The sequence below is a fragment of the Sphingomonas aracearum genome, assembly GCF_003345355.1.
Lineage (GTDB): Bacteria > Pseudomonadota > Alphaproteobacteria > Sphingomonadales > Sphingomonadaceae > Sphingomonas > Sphingomonas aracearum.
Genome location: NZ_QQNB01000003.1, coordinates 1 through 23,467, shown reverse-complemented (window position 1 = coordinate 23,467; position 23,467 = coordinate 1). Strand labels below are relative to the sequence as shown.

Genomic DNA, 23,467 nt, shown 5'->3' with positions numbered 1-23,467 from the left:
CGGGCGTCGCCCTGCGATCTGCGGGACACTCCCTGCTCCCCGCAGGGAGAGATGTTCGCTAATCCGCCATCCTGAGCGCCGCGCCGGCGACGAACGGCGCGCCGGCGCACAGCAGCAGGCTGATCGCCGCCAGCAGCTTCAACGCGCCGCTGCCGCCGTCCAGGCTGCCGGCGCCGAAGATCAGCAGCGGCACCGCCAGCGGCAGCATCAGCAGCCCGGCTAGAGCACCTGCCCCGCGCAGCCCGGCGACCAGCGCGGCGGTCGCCACCGCCAGCGCAGCGAGGCCCGGCGTGCCGATCGCCAACCCGATCTCCACCCGCAGCAGCGTCTCGCCGGACACGCCGAGCAGGCCCGCCGCGAGGAGCGCCGCGGCCATCAGCGGGGGCGCAAAGGCGCACCAATGTGCCGCGATCTTGATCGCCGCCACCGCGCTCATCGATGCGCCGCGCACCGCCAGCTGGTCGAGCACCCCGGCGTCGCGGTCGGGGGCGAGCAGCCGCTCGATCGGCAACAGGGCGGCGAGCAGCGCCGCGGTCCACACCACCCCGCCGCCCACCCGCGAGAGCAGCGCGGCATCCGGCCCGACCGCAAACGGGAACAGCACGCAGGCGAGCAGGAAGAAGGCCACCGGCCACACCGCGCCGCCCCCGGTCCAGGCACGACGCACATCGCGCAGCAGCAGCGCGGCGATCACCGCCCCACCTCGACAGGCACCGCGCCGGGCAGTGCGATCGGGAGATGGGTCGCGGCGAGCACGATGCCGCCGGCCGCACGATGCACGGCGAGCAGGTGTTCCAGCCGGGCGATGGCCGCCGCGTCCAGCCCGTTGGCGGGCTCGTCCAGCAGCCAGATGGGCGCATCGCTGGCGATCACCCGCGCAAAGGCGGCGCGGCGCCGCTGGCCGGTCGACAGGAGGCGGACCGGCAGCTGCGCCACCGGGGCGAGCTCCACCGCGGCAAGCGCGCTGGCCACCGCCTGCGGACCGCCTCCGTCGAGCGCGCTCCAGAAGTCGAGCGCGCGCGCGAGCGGCAGCTCGGGATCGAGCGCATGCGCCTCGGCGAGCAGCGCGATCCGTCCCTCGCTGCGCACCGTCCCCATGGCAGGGGCCAGCAGCCCGGCGCAGATGCGCACGAGCGTCGACTTGCCTGCCCCGTTCGGGCCGGTCACCAGCGCCGCCTCGCCCGGGCCAAGCGCGAGCGACACGCCGGCGAACAGCATTTCCCCGCCCCGCGCGCCCGCCACGTCGCTCAAGGCCAGCGCGGTCACTCGCCTTCCAGCCGGTGCATGTCGTCATCGGACAGGCCGAAATGATGGCCGACCTCGTGCACCACGATGTGGTGGACCAGCGCGCGCAGGTCCACGCCGGTGTCCACCCACTCGTCCAGGATGGCGCGGCGATAGAGATGGATCCGGTCGGGCGGCGCGCCGGAATCGAAGGACGATTTCTCGCCCACGGGGCGGCCATGGTAGAGGCCGGTGAGTTCGAACGGATCCTCGATGCCCAGGGCGTCGAGCGTGTCCTCGTCCGCGAACTCCTCCACCAGCAGCACGACAGCGCCGAGATGCGCGCCGAACGGCGCGGGCAGTCCGGCCAGCGCTTCGCGCGCCATCGCCTCGATCGTCGCCGCATCGGGCGCGTGCCAGGATTGATCGGACTGCGCCATCGTATAAGCCACACAGCCGAAGGGAGAGGGCCGTGTCAATCGAACCGCTGAACGAGGAAGAGCGCGCCGAGGCGCTGGACGCGCTGGACGAATGGGATTTCGACGAAGCGCGCGATGCGATCACGCGCACCTTCACCTTTGCCGATTTCAGCGCGGCCTTCGGCTTCATGACGCGCGTGGCGCTGCTCGCCGAGAAGATGGACCATCATCCCGAATGGTCCAACGTGTGGAACCGGGTGGACGTGCTGCTCACCACGCATGAGGCGGGCGGGCTGTCGCACCGCGACGTGGACATGGCCGGCGCGATGGACGCGCTGGTGGACTGAACGGTTTGCGCTTCAGGGCAGGGTGATGAACAGGGCGGCGTTCAGGATATGGTTGGTGCGGTCGTCGCCGCGACGGAACACGCGCTGGTTGAGATAGCCCGGCTCCAGCCGCATCCTGGGAGTGATCGGCAGGCCGACGCCGACGAAGTTGCGCCACTGGTCCACGCCCTTGCGCGAACCCCATGAAGTCTCCGCCAGGTTCACGAAGCCTTCGGTATAGGCGACCGCCAGAACCTTGCTGCCGGCGATCGGCGCTTGCGCGCGCACGAACTGGCGCAGGCGCCAGCCGGTGTCGTCGCGCCCGACGAGCCGGCGCTGTTCCAGCCGGGTGCGGCTGACGAGCAGCGGCGCGCCACCGGCATGGCGCAGCGGCACGAACTGCACCTGCTGCCACAGGCGATTCTCGCTGGTGGCGGCGCCGGTTTCCGGATCGGTGCGGACATGGGCGTAGCCGAAGACCGCATGCGCATCGCGGCCGATCCGCGCGCCGATCGCCGGGCGGACCAGCAGCTGCGTGCCGCCGCCGACATCGTCGGTGATCCGCGCCTGCGCTTCCAGCCAGACGAACAGGTCGCCCTTCACGGCGCCGCTGGCGGTAACCGCGGCCCAGGCCTGGCGATCGTCCTCGGCATGGGCGACGGGGGCAAGGAGGAGGACGGCGGTGGCCGCGATCAGGGTGAGCCCGAAGCGCATCATCGCAGGCTCCGTTTCATCCGCTTGCGCAGGGAGCCGGGCATCCACCGCGCGGCAAAGGCGAGGCGCTGCGCGGTCTTTCCGACATAGGTGTGCAGGCGCTCGCCCTGCACCGCCGTCCACGCCGCTTCGGCGACCACGCCGACCGGGGTCAGCTCCAGGCCCGCGCCGGTCACCGTCTCGCGGATGGTGCGGTTGGAGCCGCCCACCGCGCCGGACAACAGTGGCGTCTCGATAAAGGAGGGCAGCAGGCAGCGCACGCGGATGCCGTCTGCCGACCATTCGCCGTCCAGCGCCTCCGACAGGCCGCGCACCGCGAACTTGGTGGCGGAATAGGTCGCCAGGCCCGACGAGCCGTAGATGCCGCTCGCCGAGGAAGTGTTGAGCAGGCACGATCCCGGCGCCGCCCTGGCGAGATAGGCATGGCCGATGCGGGCGCCGTTCAGCACGCCGGTGAAGTTGATCTCCACCGTGCGATCCAGCGCGGCGAAGTCGGCGCTTGCCAGCGGGCCGCCGGTGCCGATGCCGGCATTGTTGAACAGCACGTCCAGCGCCCCGCCAGATGCGGCGGTGAAATCGTCCAGCGCGCTGCGCCACGCGTCCCGGTCGCGCACGTCCATGCGGTAGGTGGCGTGGCCCTCACCCGACAACGAAGCGCGCACCTCGGCCAGCCCCGCTTCGTTGACGTCGGCCAGGCCGACGGTCCAGCCGCGCCCGGCGAACAGGCGGGCGGTGGCGGCGCCGATACCGGAGCCGCCGCCGGTGATGAAAATTCGTTTGGGTGCCGTCTGCTGAGCCATCGGGCTCAAGCGTAGATGCGATCGAGCAGCTTGGCGAGTCGCAGGCCGCCGCGCTGCAGCTCCAGCCGGGCAACCGGGACCAGCCGGGCGATGTCCGCCTGGCTCAGTTCGGCGCGCGCGGGCATCGGCGCGCAGGCGTCGCCATGCGTGGCGGTGGCGTAGACCGCATCATGCGCGACCTGCCAGCTCTCGCGGCTCCAATCCATCACGGTGCCCGCGGCGAGCCGGCGGCGCTCGCCCGGCGTGTAGCGGCGGATCAGCGAGGGCGGCGTGGTGCCCGCGCGCTCGGCGAGATAGCCGTCCCAGATCGAATGGAGGTTCAGCCGCGGCGCGCTGTAGGCGCCGTAGGAAGCGAGCGCCTTGTTGCCACCCTGATCCTCACGATCGCCGGCATGGAGCGGCTGGTGCAGGTCGCCGACGAAGTGGATGAGGAACGCCAGCGCCTCCACCCGCGCCTTGAGCGGGGTGCGCGGGTTCCGCAGCAGCTTCACGTCGCGCTCGATCTGCGCGGATACGCAGTTGCCGTCCTTGCACGAGGGCTGGAGGTCGAACGGCTTGCACACGTCCGCATCCTGGAAGTGCCAGGTATAGGCATAGCCGTAGCGCGGCTGCCCGGCGGCGTCCTTCAGCGGCTTGATGCAATCGGCCCAGGTGCTGGCCCCCTCGATCGTCGCCACCGAGCATTCGGGCGTGCCGAGCACCTTGCCTCGGGCCAGCAGCCGCATCACCGCCGCGCGCGTCTTCGGCTGGACGTTGCGCATCGCGATCTCCGCGACGGTTTCGTGGCCATATTCCCAATAAGCGGAAGCGGGGCTCGCCAGGGTGGCGGCGAGCAGGGCGAGGGCGGTGCAGAGGCGGCGCAGCATGGCCGGCGCGTTACCCCGTTGCGGGGCGCGCCTCAACAACCCTCTTGGCGGCGCGCAGGCCGATCAGCGGCCGCAGCCAGCCGATCCCCCGCCCGCCATAGTAGAAGGCGAGGCAGCCGAGCACGGTGGCGACCACCAGCACCGCGAACTCCGCCGCCGGGCCGAGCGACAAGGGCCGCAGCGCATATTCGGTCACCACGATGATCGTCTGGTGGACGAGGTAGAAGGGGAAGATCGCTTCCGTCAGCGTGGCGCGGATCGGCAGGTCGTGGTTCCAGTAGCGCTCGGCCAGACCGATCAGCGCGACGATCGCGGCCCATGTCTCCACATAGCGCAGACCCTGGTAGAGGTCGCTCAAGGGCGGCGGGGGCAGGGCGTTGCCCGGCCAGCCGATCTCCACCGCCATGGCAAAGGCGATGCACAAGGCCGCGACCACCGCGCAGGGCCGCCAGTAATGGCCGATCGCGCGCATCACGGGGAAGGAGGCGGCCATGCCGAAGCCGAACAGGAAGGCGGGGAAATAAGCGAGATGGGCGATGCCGTCGCCGATCACGTCCTGCGTGTCGCCCCAGCGGGTGAACAGCTCCACCTGGGTGAGCAGCAGCCACGCGATCGGCAGGATCACCGCGCGCCAGCCGCCGAACGCGACATCGAACGCGCGCTGCAACCGCTCGCGCTGCGGCAGGAGCAGGAGAAGGCCGAGCGCCAGCGTGTAGAGCCAGAGATAGCCGACGAACCACAGATGGTTCCAGGCGGGCAGCGCCAGGCCATGGACCTTTCCGAAGCGGAAGAAGTCGTGGAGCCAGAAATAGCCGAAGCCATGAGGATAGCCCGCCTGGGTGACGAGCTGCACCCAGCTTTGCGGCGGCACGATCACCGTCACGCCGAAGGCGAGCGGCAGCAAGAGGCGCAGGTTGCGGTTGCGCAGAAAGGCGGAAAGGCTCTTCGACCGGGCGAACAGCGCGCGGCTGGCATAGCCGGACACCACGAACAGCAGGGTCAGCCGCCAGGCATTGGTGAGCACCATCGGCACCTTGGCGGCGTCGAACGGCTGGGCGGTCTTCACGTGGAACGGCCAGGGCACGAAGACCATGCCGATATGGTAGAGGATCAGCAGGCCAAAGGCCCCGATCCTCAGCCAGTCCATGCCGTAATGCCGCCTCACCGCCCGCCAAGTAGGCGCACGTGCGCGAGCCGGCAACCCGATGGGCCCTGGCACGGCCCGCGCACGGGCCTATGTTGGGACCATGGCTGTGATCTTCGGGTTCGCGATCTTCGCTCTGGTGCTGGTCGTGCTGCTGATGGTGATGGCGGCGGCGCTGGTCGGCCTCCTGCTGCTGCCGCTGCTGGTGGGCGGGCTGGCGGCGCTGGTCGCGGTGGCGACCGGCACGGCGGATCCGGTGCCCGTCGCCTTGGTGGCGGCGCTCGTGACGCTGCTCGTCACCCGCAAGCGACGCGGCAACCGTCGGGTGCGCGCGAAAAGGGAGCGGCCCGCGCAGGTGATCGTCGAGAACCGGCCCACGGCGCCGCCGTCGCCGCTTGCGCCCACCTGGCGCCGGGCGCGGCAGCTTGCCCCGCGGCATGCCAGGCGCCTGGAGGCGGCGGAACTCGCCGGGGCGGCGCTGCTGCGCGATGCGGAGGCCCAGCCGCTCGACCTCGACCTGCACGAAGCGGCAATGCTGCTCACCCGCCATGCGCCCGATCTCGTCGCCAGCGCCGAATCGCTGTGCGCGGCGGACCCCGCCGCCCGCGAGCGCTGCACGGAAGAGATGGTGGCGGGGCTGGAGGAGCTGGCGGGGGTGACCGGCGAATATGCCACCCGTCGCCGCAGCCGCCTGCACGACAGCTTCGCCACCATCCGCCGGCACATCGCCGACCGCACCGGATCGGCGACGCGCTAGCGCCGGCTCACCGCTTGAAGCGGGGGATGCCCATGAAGTCGCGCTTGCCCAGCGGCACGCCTTCCGCGCGCAGGATCGCGTAGGCGGTGGTGGCGTGGAAGTAGAAGTTGGGCTGAGAGAAGGAGAGCAGGAAGTTGGCGCCGGTGAACGGCATGTGCGTTTCGCCGAACGAGAAGGCGGTGTCGCTTTCCGCCAGCTGGTCGAACGTGTCCTTGTCGATACCCTCCAGCTCGGCGACGGTGGCGGCGAGGATCGCATGCAGCCCCTCGAAATCGGTCGGCCAGGGCGACAGGTCCGGCGAGTAGAGCCCGGCGCGCACGCCCTCGATGCCGCCGATCGAATGCGCCGCGCAGGACTTCACCTGATAGCCGAACGGCAGCATGTCGGGCGCCAGCCGGCGGTCGATCAGGTCGGCGGCCGTTATGCCCTTTTCGCGGCAATGCTGCTCCGCCTTGTCGAGCAGCCGGTCCACCGCGCGCAGGATCTGGAGGTTGGAGGGGACAACGGCATCGTAGAGCGAGAGCGTCAGAACGGTCATGGCAGGCATCCTCGGGCTGTTTTGCGCGCATCATGCCCCGGCGTTCCGTTCCGGTCCATCGCGCGCTATAGGGAGCGCGAGCCGTTATCAAGGAATCCGCATGTCCATCCGTCCGTGGCGCGACATCCACCGCCGCCAGAGCCGCCAGATCATGGTCGGCAACGTGCCCGTCGGCGGCGACGCGCCCGTCACCGTGCAGACCATGACCAACACGCCGACCAGCGACGTGCGCGCGACGGTGGACCAGATCCGCCGCTGCGAGGAAGCGGGCGCGGACATCATCCGCGTGTCGGTACCGGATGTGGAAAGCTCGGCGGCGCTCAAGCAGATCGTGCGCGCGAGCCGCGTGCCGATCGTTGCCGACATCCATTTCCACTACAAGCGCGCGCTGGAGGCGGCGGATGCGGGCGCCGCGTGCCTGCGCATCAACCCCGGCAATATCGGTTCGGCCGACCGCGTGAACGAGGTGGTGAACGCCGCCAAGGCGAACGGCTGCTCCATCCGCATCGGCGTGAACGCCGGCAGCCTGGAGCGCGACCTGCTGGAGAAGTATGGCGAGCCCTGCCCGGAGGCGCTGGTCGAGTCGGCGCTGGACCATATCAAGCTGCTGCAGGACCGCGACTTTCACGAATACAAGGTAGCGGTGAAGGCGTCGGACGTGTTCCTGGCGGTGGCGGCGTACCAGCAGCTGGCCGAGGCGGTGGACTGCCCGCTGCACCTCGGCATCACCGAGGCGGGCGGGCTGATCGGCGGCACGGTGAAGAGCTCGATCGGCATCGGCTCGCTGTTGTGGTTCGGGATCGGCGACACGATCCGCGTATCCCTCTCGGCCGAGCCCGAGGAGGAGATCCGCGTCGGCTTCGAGATCCTGAAGGCGCTGGGCATCCGCAACCGCGGCGTGCGGGTGGTGTCCTGCCCGTCCTGCGCGCGGCAGGGTTTCGACGTGATCCGCACGGTGCAGACGCTGGAGGAGCGCCTCCAGCATATCCGCACGCCGATGAGCCTGTCGGTGCTCGGCTGCGTGGTCAACGGCCCGGGCGAAGCGCGCGAAACCGATATCGGCATCACCGGCGGCGGCAACGGCAAGCACATGGTCTATCTGTCGGGCGTCACCGACCACCATGTGCAGGACGAGGGCATGATCGATCATATCGTGCGCCTGGTGGAGGCCAAGGCCGCCGAAATCGACGCGCGCGACGCCGCCGTGGCGGTCGCGGCGGAATAACCGCCGTCGTCCGGGCGGGGCATTCACAACGAAGTGCAAGGAGGCCTGCCGTGCTGGACGTGAACAAGGTGGTGCTCGACGCAGAGATCCGGGGGTCGCTCCAGGAAACGCTGCTGCTGCGCGGGGCGATCGGGGCGCAGCGCCTGATCGTGCTGTTCTCGGCCGACATCCTCGATCACTGGCCGCGCGAGATCCAGGCGGCGCGGCTGAACGAGATGCACCCCTTTGTGGAAAGCGCGGTCAAGCGGCTCCTGCAACGGCGGCAGTTCAGCGTGGTGGGCGATCCGGTTCTCGGCGACGACGAGGCCTGGCTGGTGATCCTGAGCTGGATCGATATCGCCAGCTGACCTTGCCACCCTTCCGTTTGCGACGGCGGGTGGCTAGCAGGGCGCATGACCATCTGGGCAACACAAAGGAGGCGGCGATGAACCGCGCCGCCGCTCCGTTGCTGGCCGCCACGCTGGGCATCGCCACCTATGGCGGCATGGACGCGATCATGAAGGGGCTGTCGATCGCGCACGGTGCGTACAGCGCGGTGCTGTGGCGATCGGTGGCGGGGGTCGCTTTGATGGCGCCGTTGTTCCTGGCCCGGCGCAAGCCCTGGCCCACGGCCGCGGCGTTGAAGCTGCACCTGGCGCGCGGCACGGTGGCGGGCGGATCGGTGCTGCTGTTCTTCTGGGGCCTGGCACGCGTGCCGATGGCGCAAGGGGTGGCCCTGACGTTCCTGGCGCCGCTGATCGCGCTGTTCCTAGCGGCGGCGCTGCTTGGCGAGCGGGTGGGGCGCGGCGCCATCCTCGGCTCGCTGGTGGCAAGCCTGGGCGTGCTGGCGATCGCCGCGGGCGAGGTGCAGGCGCAGGCCTCGACCGACACCGTGCTCGGCAGCCTGGCGGTGGTCGCCGCCTCCATCCTTTATGCCGGCAGCCTGATCCTGCTGCGGCAACAGGCGCAGGCGGCCGATCCGCTGGAAGTGGCGCTGTTCACCAGCGTGGTTCTCAGCGGCCTGATGCTGCTGGCCGCGCCCTGGTTCGGCAGTTTTCCCGCGGTGTCGCTCTTGCCCGAGGTGATCGGCGCGGCCGTTCTCGGCTCGGTTTCGGCGGTGGTGATCGCCTGGGCCTATGCCCGCGCCGAGGCGCAGGCGCTGGCGCCGGTGGAATATACCGCCTTTGTCTGGTCGGCGGCGCTCGGCTGGCTGGTGTTCGGCGAGAGCGTTTCGGGCTGGACGGTGGCGGGTGCCGCCCTCATCATCCTGGGGTGCCTGGTCGCGGTGCGCGGTCCGGCCGCCCCTGCGCCGCAAACGGAGGCTGCCGCGTGACCCTTTCCCTGCGATCCGCCGAGCCGGCGGACGTGCCGACCATCCTGCATTTCGTGCGCGAACTGGCCGAGTTCGAGCGCGAGGCGGACAAGGTGGTCGCCACCGAGGCGCTGCTGCACGAGGCGATGTTCGAGGGCGGACGCCCACAAGCCGAGGCGGTGATCGCGGAGCTGAACGGTGTGGCCGTCGGCATGGCGCTGTTCTTCCACAACTTCTCGACCTGGACCGGCTGGCGCGGCCTGTATCTGGAGGATCTGTACGTCACGCCGGAGGCGCGCGGCGGGGGCGTGGGCAAGGCGCTGTTGCGGCATCTGGCCGCGCTGGCGGTGGAGCGAGGCTGTACGCGCTTCGAATGGTCGGTGCTCGACTGGAACGAGAAGGCGATCGCCTTTTACCGTGCGATGGGCGCCGAGCCGATGAGCGAGTGGACGGTCCACCGCGTGTCCGGCGATGCGCTGGCCCGGCTGGCGGGGCAGGGCTGATGGCCTGGCTGCTGCTCGTATTGGGCGGGTTCTTCGAGGTGGGGTTCACCACCTGCCTGCGGCATGTCGACAACTTCCGGAACGTGCCCTGGACGCTCGGCTTCCTTGCCTCGGTCACGGCGTCCATGGGGTTGCTGGAAGTCGCCTCGCGGTCGATCCCGATGGGCACGGCCTATGCCGTGTGGGGTGGAATCGGCGCGCTGGGCACGGTGATCGCCGGCATCGTCTGGTTCGGCGAGCCCGCCAGCCTGCCGCGGCTGCTGCTGATCCTGGGCGCGGTGGCGTGCATCGCGGGCCTGAAGCTGACGAGCGGCCACTGACGATGGCGATCGACCGGGCATTGCTGGAATGGGTGGCCGAGGCGATGGCGCCGGTCGGGACGATCAGCTCCGCGCGATGATGGGCGGCGCGACGCTCTATTGCGACGGCGTGGTGTTCGCGATCCAGGCCGGCGACGGCGGCTTGTGGTTCAAGTCGGATGCGCAGAGCGATGCGACATGGGACGAGGCAGGCTGCGACCGCTTCACCTATGACCGCGACGGCACGCCGGCGACGATGAACTATCGCCGGGCGCCCGATGCGGTGTTCGACGACGAGGAGGAGTTCCGCCGCTGGGCCGAACTGGCGCTGGAAGCGGGGCGGCGGGCACCGGCGAAGAAGAAGCGAGCCGCGCGTTTGTCCTGAGTCACGTCGATGGCGGTCAGCTCGGCGCAGAGCGGGCGGCGTCCACCACCTCGCCGTGTAGCAAGAGCTTCCGGAACAGGCCCGGCTGCACGGCACGGACGCGCAGGTCCGGGAAGGCAGCCGGGCCGTTCAGCGGCGCTTATGCGCGGCCGGGTACGTCATGGTCGAGCGGCTCCTCGCCGCGCGACTTGGCCTCGTTGTAGCGGTCGATCGCTTCCAGGGTGATGCGGCGCGCCTCGTCGCGGTCGCCCCAGGTGCCGACGCGCACCCACTTCTTCTTCTCCAGGTCCTTGTAGTGGGTGAAGAAGTGCTCGATCTGCTCGAACACGATCTCCGGCACGTCCTCGCGCCCACCGACATTGGAGTAATACGGGAACACCTGGTCCACCGGCACGCAGACCAGCTTCTCGTCGCCGCCGGCTTCGTCTTCCAGGTTCAGCACCGCGATCGGCCGTGCGCGCACCACGCAGCCCGGGATGAACGGCGAGCGCGCGATCACCAGCGCGTCCAGCGGGTCGCCGTCGGGCGACAGCGTGTGCGGCACGAAGCCGTAATTCGCCGGATAGCGCATCGGCGTGTGCAGGATGCGGTCGACGAACAGCGCGCCGGAAGCCTTGTCGAACTCGTACTTCACCGGCTCGCCGCCGGTCGGCACCTCGATGATGACGTTGAGGTCGTCGGGCGGAGACTTGCCGACGGGGATCAGATCAATGCGCATGGATGGCCCCTGTTGTTCGGTTACTTGGCGGTCAGCAGACGATCGAGCCCGCCCTCCCCGGTGCCGATCTTCTCGAAATGCGGGTAGCGGAGCCCCCCGTGATAGTCGAGGGCGACGGTGCGGACCTCCGTCCCGGACTTGACCAGCAGCTGCAGCGGCGGCTTGCCGGTCTTGGCCTCGGCCACTGCCCCCTTCAGCACGTCGCCCGAGAAGGCGCGGCCGTTCACCGCGACGATCTGGTCGCCGATCGTGAGCCCCTGCTTGTAGGCAAGGCCGTTCCACACCACCGACGACAAGGTGCCGTCGGCACCGGCCTGCATGCCCAGCGAATAGGTGAAGTCGCTGTTTTTGCGTGCCTTCTCGGCGGCCTTCACCGCGCTGCTCGGCTGGTCGGTATAGGTGAGGCGATAGCCGTTGCGCTCGAACCCGCCCAGCGGCGCGCCGGTTTCGGTGTCGTAGAGGCGGCTTCTCAGCAGGGTGGCCCAATCATAGGATTGAATACCGTTCAGCGTGGAGACCACGTCGTCGAACGTGTAGGTCACCTCGCCCCAATCGCCATCGGTGAGGCCGAAAAACGCCTTGGCGAAGTCGTCGATCGACTTCTTCCCGCCCGACAGCTGCCGCAGGAGCGAATCGACCTCCATCCACACCAGCAGGCCTTCGTTGTAATAATCCTCCGAGCGCTGGTTGGAGACCCAGCCCTTGGCGCCGCGGGCGGAGATGATCGGATCGTTGGTGGTGTCGATCAGCGGGCGCCACTGCCGCCCGGGCGCGGTGTCGAGGCTGGCGGCGATGATCGCCAGCTCGTCCAGCGTGTCCTGCTTGGAAACGAGCCCGCCGCGCGCGGCGAGGACGTAGCCCCAGAACTGCGTCTGGCCCTCGTACACCCACAGCAGCGAGTCGCGCATGGGCACGCGGAAGTCGGGCGTCCACAGGTCCGCGCCGCGGCGGAACTTGCCGTCCCAGCTATGGGCGTATTCGTGCGTCACGACGTTGCGCGACGACGCCTTGGAATCCCATTCCGCGAAGAAGCCGAGCGGGCTGGAGATTTCGGTGGAGCGGTGATGCTCCAGGCCGATGCCGCCGAGCTCCTCGGTGATCGCCTGCAGGAAGTCGTAATGGTCGTAATGTTCAGCGCCGAAATTCTTCACCGACTGGGCGACCGCGCGCTTGTAGGCGTCGATCTGCTCCGGCCTGGCGTTCAGCTCCTCCGGCTTGTCGGCATAGATGTTCAGGTTGACGCGGGGGGACAGCGCCCAGGTCTTGCCGTAGCGGCCGGCGAGCACGGGCGAATCGACCAGCGTGTCATAGTCGGTGACGTCGTAGGAATAGGTGGAGCCGGACACCTTGCCGCGCAGCGCGGTAGCCGCGGTCCAGCCCGCCGGATAGGTCACGGTCGCCTTGATCGGGATCTGGCGGGTGAAATAGCCGGCCGGATACAGGCTCATCGAGTTGAACTGCAGGCTCAGCATGTTGGGCGTCATCACCACGCGGCCCTGGTTGGGCTGGGTGGCGGAGGCGAACTTCAGGCTGACGTCCAGCGTCTTCACGCCGGCGGGCACGTCGAGGTGGAAGGCGAAGGTGTCCACCGTGTCGCGCACCCAGGGGATCACCTTGCCGTTGCCGCGGACCACCAGGTCGACCAGCTTTTCCAGCTCGCCGCGGGGCGCGTGCTTGCCCGGCAGCCATTTCGGGTAGAGCAGCACCGTGTGCCCGGCCTCCGCCACCGGGATCGTCTCCTTCGCGACGAAGATGCCCTGGCGGATGTTGGTGGCGTCGATCTCCAGCCCGATGGTGCCGGGATAGGGCACGTCGCGCGCCGCCGGCACGGTGTCCACGAAGGGGACGGGCTGCGGCCGGGAATTCTGCGGCGCCGGGTTCTGGGATTGCGCCAGCAGGGACGCGGGAAGGGCAACGGACGCGAGCAGCGCCACGGCGGCAAGGCGGATCATCGGTGCGGAGGGCCTTTCAGGAGGAAACGCAAGCGAAGAAGGGGGTTAAAGCGCCAGAAAGCGCGCGCGTCCAGCCGGTTGTTGCCGCACGCTCCCGGCAGCGGCGGCGACCGGGCGTTTCCTCAGAAGGACGGGGCGTGTACCTGGGAAACGAATTGATGCGTTGCAGCATGTCGTGGCCGTCCCGCCCGACATCGTGCGCCGACCGCAGGAGGTTTACGTCTTGCCCGTCTTTCTCGTCCGCGCGCTGGCCCTGCTGCTGGCTTCGCTGCTCGCCCTTGCCGCGCCGTCGCTCGCCCAGGCGCAGATCGCCAACACCGCAGCCCCGGCGGCGCCGACCGACCCGTTCGGCCGCGAAACCCCGCGCACGGCGGTAACCGCGCTGCTGCGTGCGCTCGCCGAGCAGGATTACGAGCGCGCGGGCAATTATTTCGAGCTGCCCGCGCGGACGCCGGCGAGCCAGGGTCCGGAACTCGCCCGCCGGCTTCAGGCGCTGCTCGACAAGAACGGCACCTTGCGGCCGTTCGGCGCGCTGTCCAGCGAGGCGACCGGCAACCTGAACGACGATCTCGCGCCGGATCGCGAGGAAGTGGGCACCATTCCAATCGGCACGACAGATCAGCCGGTGCTGCTGTCGCGGGGCACGGGGGCGGACGAGGTGCCGATCTGGCGCGTGGCGCCCGAAACCGCGCGCCAGCTCCTGGCGAAGAATGTCGCGGTGGCGGCAAGGGAGGCCGCTCCCGCCGCGGACGAGGCGACCATCGCGGGTGCCGGGCTGAAGGACTGGGCGATCCTGCTGGGGCTGGCGCTGGTGAGTTTCGGCGGGCTGTGGGCGTTCGCCGCGCTGGCGCTGCTCCTCACGCGCCGGCTGGTCGCCGACCACGGCACCAACGGCGTGTACCGGTTCCTCCATGCCGCGCTGCCGCCGGTCAGCCTGCTCTTGGCGGTGCTGATCTTCTACGCCTGGGCAGGGCGGCTGCCGGTGTCGATCGTCGCGCGGCAGGCGGCACTGCGCTACACCGGCGTGATCGCGGTCGTGGCGTTCGTCTGGTTCGCGCTCCGGCTGGTGGATGCGATCTCCGACCTGGCGATCGCGCGCATGCGGCGAAGCGAGCGGCGGCAGGTGATCTCCGTGGTCATGCTGCTGCGCCGCACGGCCAAGCTGCTGCTGATCGCCTTCTCCGTGGTCGGCGTGCTCGACACGTTCGGCATCGACGTGACGACGGGCATCGCGGCGCTGGGCATCGGCGGCATCGCGCTGGCGCTGGGCGCGCAGAAGACGGTGGAGAACCTGGTCGGCAGCGTGACGGTGATCGCCGACCGGCCGGCGCAGGTCGGCGACTTCGTGAAGGTGGGCGACGTGGTCGGCACGGTGGAGGATGTCGGCATCCGTTCCACCCGCATCCGCACCAACGAGCGCACGGTGGTGACCATCCCCAACGGCGATTTCTCGGCGCGGCAGATCGAGAATTTCGCCACCCGCGACCGCTTTCTGTTCAATCCGACGATCGGGGTCGAGTACAGCCTGACCGGCGCCAAGCTGCGCCAGGCGGTGGACATCGTCGCCGGTATCCTGCGCGACCATCCGAAGATCGCGGAGGGTGGGCGCGCCCGGCTCGCCAAGTTCGGTGAGAACTCGCTCGATATCGAGGTGTTCTCCTATATCGACACGCCGAATTTCGACGAAAGCGTGGTGATCCGCGAAGAGCTGCTGTTCGCGATCTTCGAGCAGCTGGAAGCGGCGGAGATCGGCATCGCCTTTCCGACGCGCACCTTGATGTTCTCGGGCGAGATCCCGCTGGCGATCAAGCCGCCTGCGCCGGAGGACAAGCCGGGCGAACAGGGCTGATCGTCTGCCCCGTTGTCTGCCCCTCGTGGCTCGCCTAAGGACACGCGTCTCATGGCCCGGATCGAAACACCCCGCCGCGTGCGCGGCACGCAGGACATTTTCGGCGACGAGCAACGCCGCTTCGCCCATGTGCTCGACACGTTCGAGCGGGTGCGCAAGCTCTATTGCTTCGGACGGGTGGAAGTGCCGATGTTCGAGAGCACCGACGTGTTCGCGCGCTCCATCGGCGAGACCACCGACGTCGTCTCCAAGGAGATGTACACCTTTCCGGATCGCGGGGGCGACTCGCTGACGCTGCGGCCGGAATTCACGGCCGGCATCGCGCGCGCGTTCCTGACCGAGGGCTGGCAGCAATATGCGCCGCTCAAGCTCACCGCCTCGGGCGCGGTGTTCCGCTACGAGCGGCCGCAAAAGGGGCGGTATCGCCAGTTCCACCAGATCGACGCCGAGGTGTTGGGCGCGGCCGAGCCGGCGGCGGACGTGGAACTGCTCACCTTTGCCGACCAGTTGCTGCACGAACTGGGCATCGCCGAGGGCGTGACGTTGCAGCTCAACACGCTGGGCGACGCGGCGACGCGCGATGCGTGGCGCGACGCGCTGGTGGCGCATTTCGAGGCGCATCGCGGCGAGCTTTCCGAGGAGAGCCTGACGCGGCTGGCCAAGAACCCGATGCGCATCCTGGACTCGAAAGACCCGCGCGACCGCCCGATCGCCGATGCCGCGCCGGGGATCGACGCGCACATGTCGGCGGAGGCGGGCGCGTTCTTCGAGGCGGTGACCAAGGGGCTGGACGCCGCCCGCGTTGCGTGGACGCGCAACGAGCGGCTGGTGCGCGGGCTGGATTACTACCGCCACACCGCCTTCGAGTTCGTTACCGACCGGCTGGGCGCGCAGGGGACGGTGCTGGCCGGCGGCCGCTATGACGGGCTGATCGAGAGCCTGGGTGGCCCCGCGACGCCGGGCGTCGGCTGGGCGGCGGGCGTCGAGCGGCTGGCGATGCTGATCGAGGAGCCCGCGGCGGAAGGTCCGGAGTTAACGGTCATCGCTGACGGCGAGCACTCGCGCGAACTCACGCTGGAAATCCTCAAGCTGGTTCGCACAGGAGGCATTTCTGCTGACGCAGCATTTTCAGGCAGTCAGAAGAAGCAGTTCGAGCGAGCGAAGCGACGGGGTGTCGGACGTGTTCTGACCGTGGCTGCGGACAACACGGGTGTGACGGTTGGCGCGATACGCCTCACTGATATAGCGGATTCCGCACCGCCAGTCCGCAGTCGTTTGAAGAACGCCCTTGAGAACGCTTTCGCGACTGACGAGCCGTTCGGTGATCGGGTCATCTCGTTAGAGTCGCGACTTTGACCTCGATCTCCGCGGAACGCATCGCGCAGATCGAGGCGCGGCGGGATGAATTGTCGGCGCTGATGGCGACGGGCGACCTGCCGTCGGACCGCTTTGTCGCGGTCTCCAAGGAATATGCCGAACTGGAACCGGTCGCCAGGGCCGCGGGCGAGGTGCGGCGGTTGCGCGCGGAGCTCGAGGTGCTCGCCGGCATGGAAGGCGAGGGCGACCTCGAGATCGCGGCCATGGCGCGCGAGGAGATCGCGTCGATCCGCGACACCCTGCCCGAGGCGGAACGCTCGCTTGCCATCGCCTTGCTGCCCAAGGACGCGGCGGACGAGCGCGCGGCGATGCTGGAAATCCGCGCCGGCACCGGCGGCGACGAGGCGGCGCTGTTCGCGGGCGACCTGTTCCGCATGTACCAGCGCTATGCCGAAAACCAGGGCTGGCGGGTGGAGCTGATCTCCGCTTCCTCTTCCGACGCGGGCGGGTTCAAGGAAGTGGTCGCGAGCGTCAACGGCGCGGGCGTGTTCGCGCGGCTGAAGTTCGAGTCCGGCGTGCACCGCGTGCAGCGCGTTCCTGCCACCGAGACGCAGGGCCGCATCCACACCTCCGCCGCGACCGTCGCGGTGCTGCCCGAGGCGGAGGAGGTGGACGTGCAGATCGCCGACAAGGACCTGCGCATCGACGTCTATCGCTCGTCCGGCCCCGGCGGGCAGTCGGTGAACACCACCGACTCTGCGGTGCGCATCACCCACCTTCCGACCGGGCTCGTCGTGATCCAGCAGGACGAGAAATCGCAGCACAAGAACAAGGCCAAGGCGCTCAAGGTGCTGCGCACCCGCCTGTACGAGGCCGAGCGCGAGCGGCTGCACCAGGAGCGGGCGGGTGCGCGGCGGTCGATGGTCGGCTCGGGGGACCGGTCCGAGCGCATCCGCACCTATAATTTCCCGCAGGGCCGCGTGACCGACCACCGCATCAACCTGACGCTGCACCGCCTGCCCGAAATCCTCCAGGGCGAGATGGACGAGCTGATCGGCGCCTTGATCGCCGAGGACGAGGCGGAGCGGCTGGCGACGTTGGATGCCGCGTAGGCCGGCCTGCTGCGTGCCGCAGCAGGACTCGGCCAGGCACGGCCGGCGAGCTCCATGAGCTGGACCGACGACGCGGCTCAGCCGCGGCGGGTGCGTGAGGCGTTGGGTGCAGCGGCCGGCCGCTTCACCTTCTCCGCCACTCCCCGCCTCGATGCCGAGCTGCTCATGGCGCATGCGCTGGGCGTTTCGCGCGAACGGCTCCTGCTGCGGCACCTGGACGATCCCGCTCCCCATGCGTTCGCCGCGCTGGTGGAGCGCCGCGCCGACCAGGAGCCGGTCGCCTATATCACCGGCAGCCGGGCGTTCTGGACGATCGACCTGGCGGTGGGGCCTGGCGCGCTGGTGCCGCGGGCGGACAGCGAAACGCTGATCGAGGCGGCAGTGGACCATTTCGGCGCTCGCATGCCGGCGCGCATCCTCGATCTCGGCACCGGTCCCGGCACCTTGCTGCTCGCCGCGCTGGACCAGTGGCCGGCGGCCAGCGGCCTGGGGGTCGACCGCTCGACGGAGGCGCTGGCGATGGCGCAGGGCAATGCCGTGCGGCTCGGATCGGCAACGCGGGCGGTGTTCCGCATCGGCGACTGGGCGGCGGGCATCGACGAGCGGTTCGACCTCGTGCTCGCCAACCCGCCCTATATCGGAACAGGCGAGCCGCTGCCGCCCGAAGTGCGCGGCTGGGAACCGGCGGGCGCCCTGTTCGCCGGGGCGGACGGGCTGGACGACTATCGCCGCATCGTGCCCGATCTGCCGCGATTGCTGGCGCCCGGCGGCGCGGCGGTGCTGGAGATCGGCGCCTCGCAGGAGGCGGCGGTTTCGGCCTTGCTGCGGCAGGCAGGGCTGGAGGTGAACGTCCGGCACGATCTGGCGGGCCATCCACGCGCGCTGATCGCGACTTGAAACCGTTCCGCCGGCGCACAATATTCCGCTTGGAAGATGCTCCGCCAGTCGCTATCAGGCGGACAGGGGCACGCGATTTCGACATTGTCAGAGCGTTGAAATCGGGCGTCGCCCGCACTCCTTCGTCATGCAGTCGCTGTTTGTCCGGCGACCGTGGCAGGCGCGTTCCGCCACATGGGTCGGGAACGCACCGGGAAGCTTGCGTCCAATGTGCTGGAGCAATGACCTGTTGGGTTTGAAGGACACGAACACTTGATGAACAATCGTCAGTCTGGCGGCCGCCGTCGTGGCCGTGGCGGGCAGCAGCAGCGCTCGCAGGGCAATCCGGGCCGCCCCGACAACGGCAACCGCATCGACAATCGCGCCCGCGGCAATGCCGCGCAGCTGCTCGAGAAGTACAAGACGCTGGCGCGCGACGCGCAGATGCAGGGCGACCGCGTCAACACCGAATATTACCTGCAGTTTGCGGACCATTATTTCCGCGTGCTGAGCGAGAGCCGCGCCCGCTTCGAGGAAGCCAATCCCAACCAGCAGCCGCAAAAGCCGATCCGCGGCGCGACGCTGGACGAGGACGATTTCGCCGAGGACGGTGACGAGACGCCGGTGCGCGAGGAGCGTGCCGCGGAGGATCGCGGCAACCGCGAGCAGGCCAGCCGCGAGCAGGCCAGCCAGGAGCGTCCGCGCGAGGAGCGCGGCTTCCGTGAGGAGCGTGGCCCGCGTGAGGATCGCGGCCAGCGTGCCGAGCGCCAGCCGCGTCGGCACGACCGGGCCGAGGAGCGCGTGGAGGCCGGTGCCGACCAGGCGCCGGTGGCGCAGGGCGAAGCCGGCGTCGAAGGCGAGCCGATGACCGCCGAGGCGACGCCGCTGGCCGAAAAGCCGCGCCGCCGCCGTGCCCGCCGCGAGGAACCGCGGAACGAAGGCGATGCCCCGGGCGGAGCGGATGCGGAGACCGCCGGCTTCGACGCCGCGCTGCTGCCGCCGTCGATCAGCCTGCCGCAAGGGCTCGAGGGCGAGCCGGTGGAGATCAAGCCCCGCCGCCGCCGCACCCGTGCCGCCAGCGAGGATGTCGCCGCCGCGGAGTGATCGCTGGTCGCCGTCAATGAAAAAGGGCCGGTTCCCGCAAGGGGAGCCGGCCCTTTTCTGTTGCGGGGCGCGGCGGCCATCCGCCGGCGCCCCGCAGATGTCGAAGGGAGCACGGGGTCGTGCTCCGCTCCCGGTCTTACATCCGGTGGTCCGAGCCGCCCTTGGCCTGCAGCTTCTGCGCGGCGGCGAGGTGCTGCTTGACGATCGGCACGGCGGCCTTCGCGCTGGTGCGCAGGGGCGCCTGATCGCCGCCCGAGGCATAGCTCTGGTGCAGATCAAGCGCGGCCTGGTGCGCCGGCACCTGCTGCGCCAGGTAGATGCGGTCGAAATCGGCCGCGGAGGCGGTCTGCAACTCGTTGATGGAGGCGGTCGCGCCCGCATCGAGCGCCGGCGGCGGCGGCGTGAGGCCGGCCTTCGTCGCGGCCTTCACCGTCGCAGCGGTGGTCTTGGTGTGGTGGTTGATCAGCATCTGCGCGAACTTGCGGACGTCGGCATTCTGCGACTTCTCCAGCGCGATCTGGCTGGAGTTGATTTCGAACAGGTCGCTCATTCCCGCAGCGGTGACATAGGGCATGGCCTGCGTCTTGGCTTCGGCGGGCGGGGGCGGCGGCGGGGTCTGGGCAACGGTGGCGGTGGCGCCGGAAAGCGCCAGCGCGATCGCGAGTGTCTTGAGCATGTTCTTCTCCCTCTGATGCTCCGTCGCGAACCGGCGCTGGGAGAGGAAGTTCCGTTCGGGGCGAAGTACTTGCTTGATGCAGATCAGCGTTCGGCGAGAAAGTTTCGCCGGAGCGGAGCCGCCGGTAGCCCGGCGGCCCCGGCCGATCACGCCGCCAGCGTGGCGTTGTCGATCACGAAGCGGTACTTCACGTCCGACCGCTGCATCCGGTCATACGCCTGCTCGATCTCGTCCATGCGGATCATCTCGATCTCGGCCGTCACCTCGTGCTCGGCGCAGAAGTCCAGCATCTCCTGCGTTTCGGCAATGCCGCCGATCAGCGAGCCGGCGATCGAGCGGCGGCCGAAGATCAGCGTGCCGACACTGGGCGACGGATGCGCATGTTCCGGCACGCCGACCAGCACCAGCGAGCCGTCCCGCTTCAGCAGGCCGGTGAACTGGTCGAGGTCATGGCTGGCGGCGACCGTGTTCAGGATCATGTCGAAGCTGCCGGCATGGGCCTCCAGCTCCTCGGCATTGCGCGAGTTGAGCACGTCGTCGGCGCCGAGCTTCTTGGCGTCCTCGCGCTTCGCTTCCGAGGTGGTGAAGGCGACCACGTGCGCGCCGAGCGCATGGGCGATCTTGATGCCCATATGGCCGAGCCCGCCGATGCCGACCACGCCGACCTTCTTGCCCGGCCCCGCGCCCCAGTGCTTCAGCGGCGAATAGGTGGTGATGCCCGCGCACAGCAGCGGCGCGACGGCGGCGAGCTGCTCCTCCGGGTGGCGGATCTTCAGCACGAACTTGTCGTCCACCACGATCGACTGCGAATAGCCGCCGAGCGTGTGGCCGGGCGCGTCCGGCGTCGGCCCGTTATAGGTGCCGACAAAGCCGGTACCGGTGCAATATTGCTCCAGCCCCTCGCGGCAGGACGGGCAGGACTGGCAGCTGTCCACCATGCAGCCCACGCCCACCATGTCGCCCACCGCGAACCGGGTCACCTCCGAGCCGACCGCGCGGACATGGCCGACGATCTCGTGACCGGGAACGCAGGGGTAGAGCGTGCCGTCCCATTCGGCGCGGACCTGGTGGAGGTCCGAATGGCAGACGCCGCAATAGGCGATGTCGATCACGACATCGTGCGCGCCCGCTTCCCGGCGCTCGATGTCCATCGGCTGCAGCGGCTTGTCCGCCGCGGTGGCGCCATAGGCTTTGGTGACCATGGGGAGTTCCCTTCAGATGTGTTGAGGACGCGCGGAAGAGCCGAACGGCCGGCGCCCGCCGCGCAGATAGGGACGCGTGGCGGCTTTTCCATGACGCGGGCGGTGTTAATCGGCGGGGCAGGGGCCTGGTTGCGGATTGTCGCGGCGGTCCACATCGGCGTCGTGGCCGGTTCCGGAACTCAGGAACACCAGGCCCATCAGCGCGCCGGCCATCATCACCGAACCGATCACGCCGCCCAGCGTGGCGAGGATCGCCACCCATCCGAGCGGTCCATAGAAATGCTGCAGGCCCTGGATGGCGAGCACGGCGCCGATCACCGAGGCGACCGCCATCCAGCCGAGCAAGCGGCGATAGCGCCGCCAGGCGAAGGCGGCCCGGGCAGGATCGTCGAGAGCCGGGCGGGGATCGTTCATGACCGCCGTCCTCCGCCTGGCGGCGCACGGGGTCAAGCGGGACGGCGGCGGATCACCTGCATCGTCTCGACCAGAACGGTGCGCGCGAACAGCAGCAGCCATCCCGCATAGACGGCGGCTCCCAGGGTGACGAGCAGCAGCAGCCGGGGCAGCGGGGGCGGCGGCGGCAGCGCGCGATCGACAAGCGCGACCACCAGCGCCATGGCGAGGCTGGCGAGCAGCGCCGGGGCGATCGCCTCGGACAGCGCGCGCCAGCTCGTCCCGATCACCGGGAGGGATCGCCGCAGGCTGATCGCGAGATAGATCGGATAGGCGGCGATCCAGGCCGCCGCGATGCCCGTCGCGCCCCATTGGACGCCGACGAGAAAGCCGCAGGCCAGCACGAGCGACCCCGTCGCGCCGTTGCGCACGGCAACGCCGGGCCGTCCGCGCGCATCGCACGCGGGGGCGAGCAGCACCTGCAGGGTCATGAAAGGCATGGCCAGTGCCAGCAGCCGCACCACCGGCACCGCCTCGCGCCATTTCTCGCCCAGCGCGGTCAGCACCAGCGGCTCGGCGGTGGCGGCCAGGCCGAGATAGAAGGGCAGTCCGACCAGCAGGATGATCCGCACCGAGCGCGCAAAGGCCGAAGCCACCGCCGCGCTGTCATGCTGGAGCCGCGCATAGGCGCTGAACGCGACTTCGTTGAGCGGCGGCACGAATTTCGAGACGAAGATCTGCGTCAGAAACAGGCCGGTGGTGTAGATGCCCAGCATGTGCGCGGAAAGGTGGCGCCCGGCGATGAACACATCCACCTGGCTCTGCGCGAACCAGAAGAACTGGCCCGCCGCCATGATCCCGCCGAAGCGCGCAATGTCGCCGGCACCCTTGAAGTTGAAGCTCGGCCAGACAAGCGAACGGGCGGCGATCGTCATGCCGACCGCGCGGACCACGAACTGCACGAATGGCGCGAACACCAGGGTCCACACGCCCCAGCCTGCGAGCGCGCCGCCGAGGGCGGCCGTCGCGGAGCAGATGGACGCCAGGATGTTCACCCGTGCCTGCAGGCGGAAGTCCATCGCCCGGCTGAGCAGCGCATAGGGAAGCGCGATGAACGGCGTTGTGAGATAGAAAAGCGCCTGCACGCGCAGCATCTGGCCGACGATCTCCTGCCGGTAATAGGCAGCGGCCAGCGGCGCGAGGGCGACCTGTGCCAGCGCCAGCCCCCCGTTCAGCAGGAGCAGCATGCCGAACAGCTGGCGGATCTCGCGCCGGCCGACCTGCTCCCGCTGGACGAGGCCGCTCGCCAGGCCATAGCCGTTCAGCATGTTGAGGAAGACCAGCACGACGCTGGTCATCGCGAACAGGCCGTAATCGTGCGGGTCGAGGATGCGGATCACCAGGAACGTCGCCGCCCATTGCACGATCTGGGCAAGAATCTGGCTCCCGGAGCGCCAGATCACCGCCGAGCGAATCCGTCCGGCGAGCGACTCTGCCGATTCCGGCGCCTGATTCGTGGGAGGAGCAACCGATTCCATGGTCCGGCCGCGGTAGAGCCCAGCCCCTTAGGAAGCCGTAAACCCGCAGAAATCCGCGCTTTCGTATAAAAACGACATAAAACTGCAAAAAGTGCTTGCCGGCGTGGAACCTCTCCCCTAGATGGGTGTCACCGCAGCGGTGGCCCGGTTGGAGCTGTCGCGGTGGTTGCTGAAAGCCTGGTGCGCTGACCGCCCCGAGAAAAAGGGGTAGGGAGCTGTGCCGGTGTTTTTGTCGGCTC

The 23,467-nt window shown here is 69.4% G+C and carries 27 protein-coding genes; 13 read left to right on the top strand and 14 right to left on the bottom strand.

Annotated features, from left to right (window positions below; all coding sequences use genetic code 11):
- Positions 1-58 precede the first annotated feature (58 nt).
- The 3 genes from DVW87_RS12995 to DVW87_RS12985 are packed head-to-tail and all read right to left on the bottom strand — an operon-like array spanning position 59 to position 1,664.
- Positions 59-691 (bottom strand): heme exporter protein CcmB, encoded by a 633-nt coding sequence (locus DVW87_RS12995; RefSeq protein WP_114688735.1) that lies wholly within the window; start codon positions 689-691, stop codon positions 59-61.
- Positions 691-1,266, bottom strand: coding sequence for a heme ABC exporter ATP-binding protein CcmA (ccmA, locus tag DVW87_RS12990; protein ID WP_275402088.1), 576 nt, complete (start codon positions 1,264-1,266; stop codon positions 691-693). The genes DVW87_RS12995 and ccmA overlap by 1 nt, the downstream gene beginning before the upstream one ends.
- Positions 1,263-1,664, bottom strand: coding sequence for a metallopeptidase family protein (locus DVW87_RS12985; protein WP_114688258.1), 402 nt, complete (start codon positions 1,662-1,664; stop codon positions 1,263-1,265). Before DVW87_RS12985 ends, ccmA begins: the two co-directional genes overlap by 4 nt.
- Before the next feature lie 32 nt (positions 1,665-1,696).
- Here DVW87_RS12985 and DVW87_RS12980 point away from each other — a divergent pair, with 32 nt between their 5' ends.
- Positions 1,697-1,990: a 4a-hydroxytetrahydrobiopterin dehydratase gene (locus DVW87_RS12980; protein WP_114688257.1), complete on the top strand. Its 294-nt coding sequence runs from the start codon at positions 1,697-1,699 to the stop codon at positions 1,988-1,990.
- A gap of 12 nt (positions 1,991-2,002) precedes the next feature.
- Here DVW87_RS12980 and DVW87_RS12975 read toward each other — a convergent pair whose 3' ends face one another.
- The 4 genes from DVW87_RS12975 to DVW87_RS12960 are packed head-to-tail and all read right to left on the bottom strand — an operon-like array spanning position 2,003 to position 5,514.
- Positions 2,003-2,686, bottom strand: a complete 684-nt coding sequence (locus DVW87_RS12975) for a DUF2490 domain-containing protein (protein ID WP_114688256.1) — start codon at positions 2,684-2,686, stop codon at positions 2,003-2,005.
- A complete protein-coding gene (locus tag DVW87_RS12970) occupies positions 2,683-3,483 on the bottom strand; it encodes an SDR family oxidoreductase (protein ID WP_114688255.1) in 801 nt (266 codons plus the stop codon). Before DVW87_RS12970 ends, DVW87_RS12975 begins: the two co-directional genes overlap by 4 nt.
- 5 nt (positions 3,484-3,488) lie before the next feature.
- Entirely contained in the window at positions 3,489-4,349 is an 861-nt protein-coding gene (locus DVW87_RS12965; RefSeq protein WP_114688254.1) for a S1/P1 nuclease, read from the bottom strand.
- Positions 4,350-4,359: 10 nt separating this feature from the next.
- Positions 4,360-5,514 carry an acyltransferase family protein gene (locus DVW87_RS12960; RefSeq protein WP_114688253.1) on the bottom strand — a complete coding sequence of 385 codons (1,155 nt, stop codon included), beginning with the start codon at positions 5,512-5,514 and terminating at the stop codon, positions 4,360-4,362.
- An 82-nt stretch (positions 5,515-5,596) separates the two neighbouring features.
- On the opposite strand from DVW87_RS12960, the gene DVW87_RS12955 reads away from it, so the two are divergent.
- Complete coding sequence (locus tag DVW87_RS12955; RefSeq protein ID WP_114688252.1) at positions 5,597-6,250, top strand: hypothetical protein; 654 nt, start codon at positions 5,597-5,599, stop codon at positions 6,248-6,250.
- Positions 6,251-6,257: 7 nt separating this feature from the next.
- Here DVW87_RS12955 and DVW87_RS12950 read toward each other — a convergent pair whose 3' ends face one another.
- A complete protein-coding gene (locus DVW87_RS12950; protein ID WP_338056381.1) occupies positions 6,258-6,788 on the bottom strand; it encodes a DUF1993 domain-containing protein in 531 nt (176 codons plus the stop codon).
- Between the two features lie 100 nt (positions 6,789-6,888).
- On the opposite strand from DVW87_RS12950, the gene ispG reads away from it, so the two are divergent.
- From ispG to DVW87_RS12920, 6 genes are all read left to right on the top strand, one after another.
- Positions 6,889-8,013 (top strand): flavodoxin-dependent (E)-4-hydroxy-3-methylbut-2-enyl-diphosphate synthase, encoded by a 1,125-nt coding sequence (gene ispG, locus DVW87_RS12945; protein WP_114688251.1) that lies wholly within the window; start codon positions 6,889-6,891, stop codon positions 8,011-8,013.
- Between the two features lie 50 nt (positions 8,014-8,063).
- Positions 8,064-8,360: a hypothetical protein gene (locus DVW87_RS12940; protein ID WP_114688250.1), complete on the top strand. Its 297-nt coding sequence runs from the start codon at positions 8,064-8,066 to the stop codon at positions 8,358-8,360.
- Between the two features lie 77 nt (positions 8,361-8,437).
- On the top strand, positions 8,438-9,325 hold the full coding sequence (locus DVW87_RS12935; RefSeq protein ID WP_114688249.1) for a DMT family transporter: 888 nt from the start codon (positions 8,438-8,440) through the stop codon (positions 9,323-9,325).
- Entirely contained in the window at positions 9,322-9,807 is a 486-nt protein-coding gene (locus DVW87_RS12930; protein ID WP_239017906.1) for a GNAT family N-acetyltransferase, read from the top strand. Before DVW87_RS12935 ends, DVW87_RS12930 begins: the two co-directional genes overlap by 4 nt.
- Positions 9,807-10,127 (top strand): DMT family transporter, encoded by a 321-nt coding sequence (locus DVW87_RS12925; protein WP_114688247.1) that lies wholly within the window; start codon positions 9,807-9,809, stop codon positions 10,125-10,127. The genes DVW87_RS12930 and DVW87_RS12925 overlap by 1 nt, the downstream gene beginning before the upstream one ends.
- A gap of 28 nt (positions 10,128-10,155) precedes the next feature.
- On the top strand, positions 10,156-10,491 hold the full coding sequence (locus DVW87_RS12920; protein WP_239017905.1) for a TfoX/Sxy family protein: 336 nt from the start codon (positions 10,156-10,158) through the stop codon (positions 10,489-10,491).
- 139 nt (positions 10,492-10,630) lie between these two features.
- Here DVW87_RS12920 and ppa read toward each other — a convergent pair whose 3' ends face one another.
- Together ppa and DVW87_RS12910 are read right to left on the bottom strand one after the other, a co-directional pair.
- Positions 10,631-11,209 (bottom strand): inorganic diphosphatase, encoded by a 579-nt coding sequence (ppa, locus tag DVW87_RS12915; RefSeq protein ID WP_114688246.1) that lies wholly within the window; start codon positions 11,207-11,209, stop codon positions 10,631-10,633.
- Between the two features lie 20 nt (positions 11,210-11,229).
- A complete protein-coding gene (locus DVW87_RS12910; RefSeq protein WP_114688245.1) occupies positions 11,230-13,161 on the bottom strand; it encodes a M61 family metallopeptidase in 1,932 nt (643 codons plus the stop codon).
- A 175-nt stretch (positions 13,162-13,336) separates the two neighbouring features.
- On the opposite strand from DVW87_RS12910, the gene DVW87_RS12905 reads away from it, so the two are divergent.
- The 5 genes from DVW87_RS12905 to DVW87_RS12885 all read left to right on the top strand — a co-directional run bounded on the left by DVW87_RS12905 (position 13,337) and on the right by DVW87_RS12885 (position 19,419).
- Entirely contained in the window at positions 13,337-15,010 is a 1,674-nt protein-coding gene (locus DVW87_RS12905; RefSeq protein ID WP_220149827.1) for a mechanosensitive ion channel family protein, read from the top strand.
- 51 nt (positions 15,011-15,061) lie between these two features.
- The gene (hisS, locus tag DVW87_RS12900) at positions 15,062-16,366 is read left to right on the top strand and encodes a histidine--tRNA ligase (protein ID WP_114688244.1); all 1,305 of its coding nucleotides are present in this window, start codon (positions 15,062-15,064) and stop codon (positions 16,364-16,366) included.
- The gene (gene prfA, locus DVW87_RS12895) at positions 16,363-17,439 is read left to right on the top strand and encodes a peptide chain release factor 1 (protein WP_114688243.1); all 1,077 of its coding nucleotides are present in this window, start codon (positions 16,363-16,365) and stop codon (positions 17,437-17,439) included. Before hisS ends, prfA begins: the two co-directional genes overlap by 4 nt.
- A 54-nt stretch (positions 17,440-17,493) precedes the next feature.
- Complete coding sequence (prmC, locus tag DVW87_RS12890) at positions 17,494-18,336, top strand: peptide chain release factor N(5)-glutamine methyltransferase (RefSeq protein ID WP_114688242.1); 843 nt, start codon at positions 17,494-17,496, stop codon at positions 18,334-18,336.
- Between the two features lie 255 nt (positions 18,337-18,591).
- A complete protein-coding gene (locus DVW87_RS12885) occupies positions 18,592-19,419 on the top strand; it encodes a DUF4167 domain-containing protein (RefSeq protein WP_338056380.1) in 828 nt (275 codons plus the stop codon).
- A 136-nt stretch (positions 19,420-19,555) separates the two neighbouring features.
- Here DVW87_RS12885 and DVW87_RS12880 read toward each other — a convergent pair whose 3' ends face one another.
- The 4 genes from DVW87_RS12880 to DVW87_RS12865 all read right to left on the bottom strand — a co-directional run bounded on the left by DVW87_RS12880 (position 19,556) and on the right by DVW87_RS12865 (position 23,228).
- Positions 19,556-20,095 carry a DUF4142 domain-containing protein gene (locus DVW87_RS12880; protein ID WP_114688240.1) on the bottom strand — a complete coding sequence of 180 codons (540 nt, stop codon included), beginning with the start codon at positions 20,093-20,095 and terminating at the stop codon, positions 19,556-19,558.
- 146 nt (positions 20,096-20,241) lie between these two features.
- A complete protein-coding gene (locus DVW87_RS12875; protein WP_114688239.1) occupies positions 20,242-21,297 on the bottom strand; it encodes an NAD(P)-dependent alcohol dehydrogenase in 1,056 nt (351 codons plus the stop codon).
- Between the two features lie 105 nt (positions 21,298-21,402).
- Positions 21,403-21,711 carry a hypothetical protein gene (locus DVW87_RS12870; protein ID WP_114688238.1) on the bottom strand — a complete coding sequence of 103 codons (309 nt, stop codon included), beginning with the start codon at positions 21,709-21,711 and terminating at the stop codon, positions 21,403-21,405.
- Between the two features lie 32 nt (positions 21,712-21,743).
- Complete coding sequence (locus tag DVW87_RS12865) at positions 21,744-23,228, bottom strand: lipopolysaccharide biosynthesis protein (RefSeq protein WP_114688237.1); 1,485 nt, start codon at positions 23,226-23,228, stop codon at positions 21,744-21,746.
- Positions 23,229-23,467: the final 239 nt, after the last annotated feature.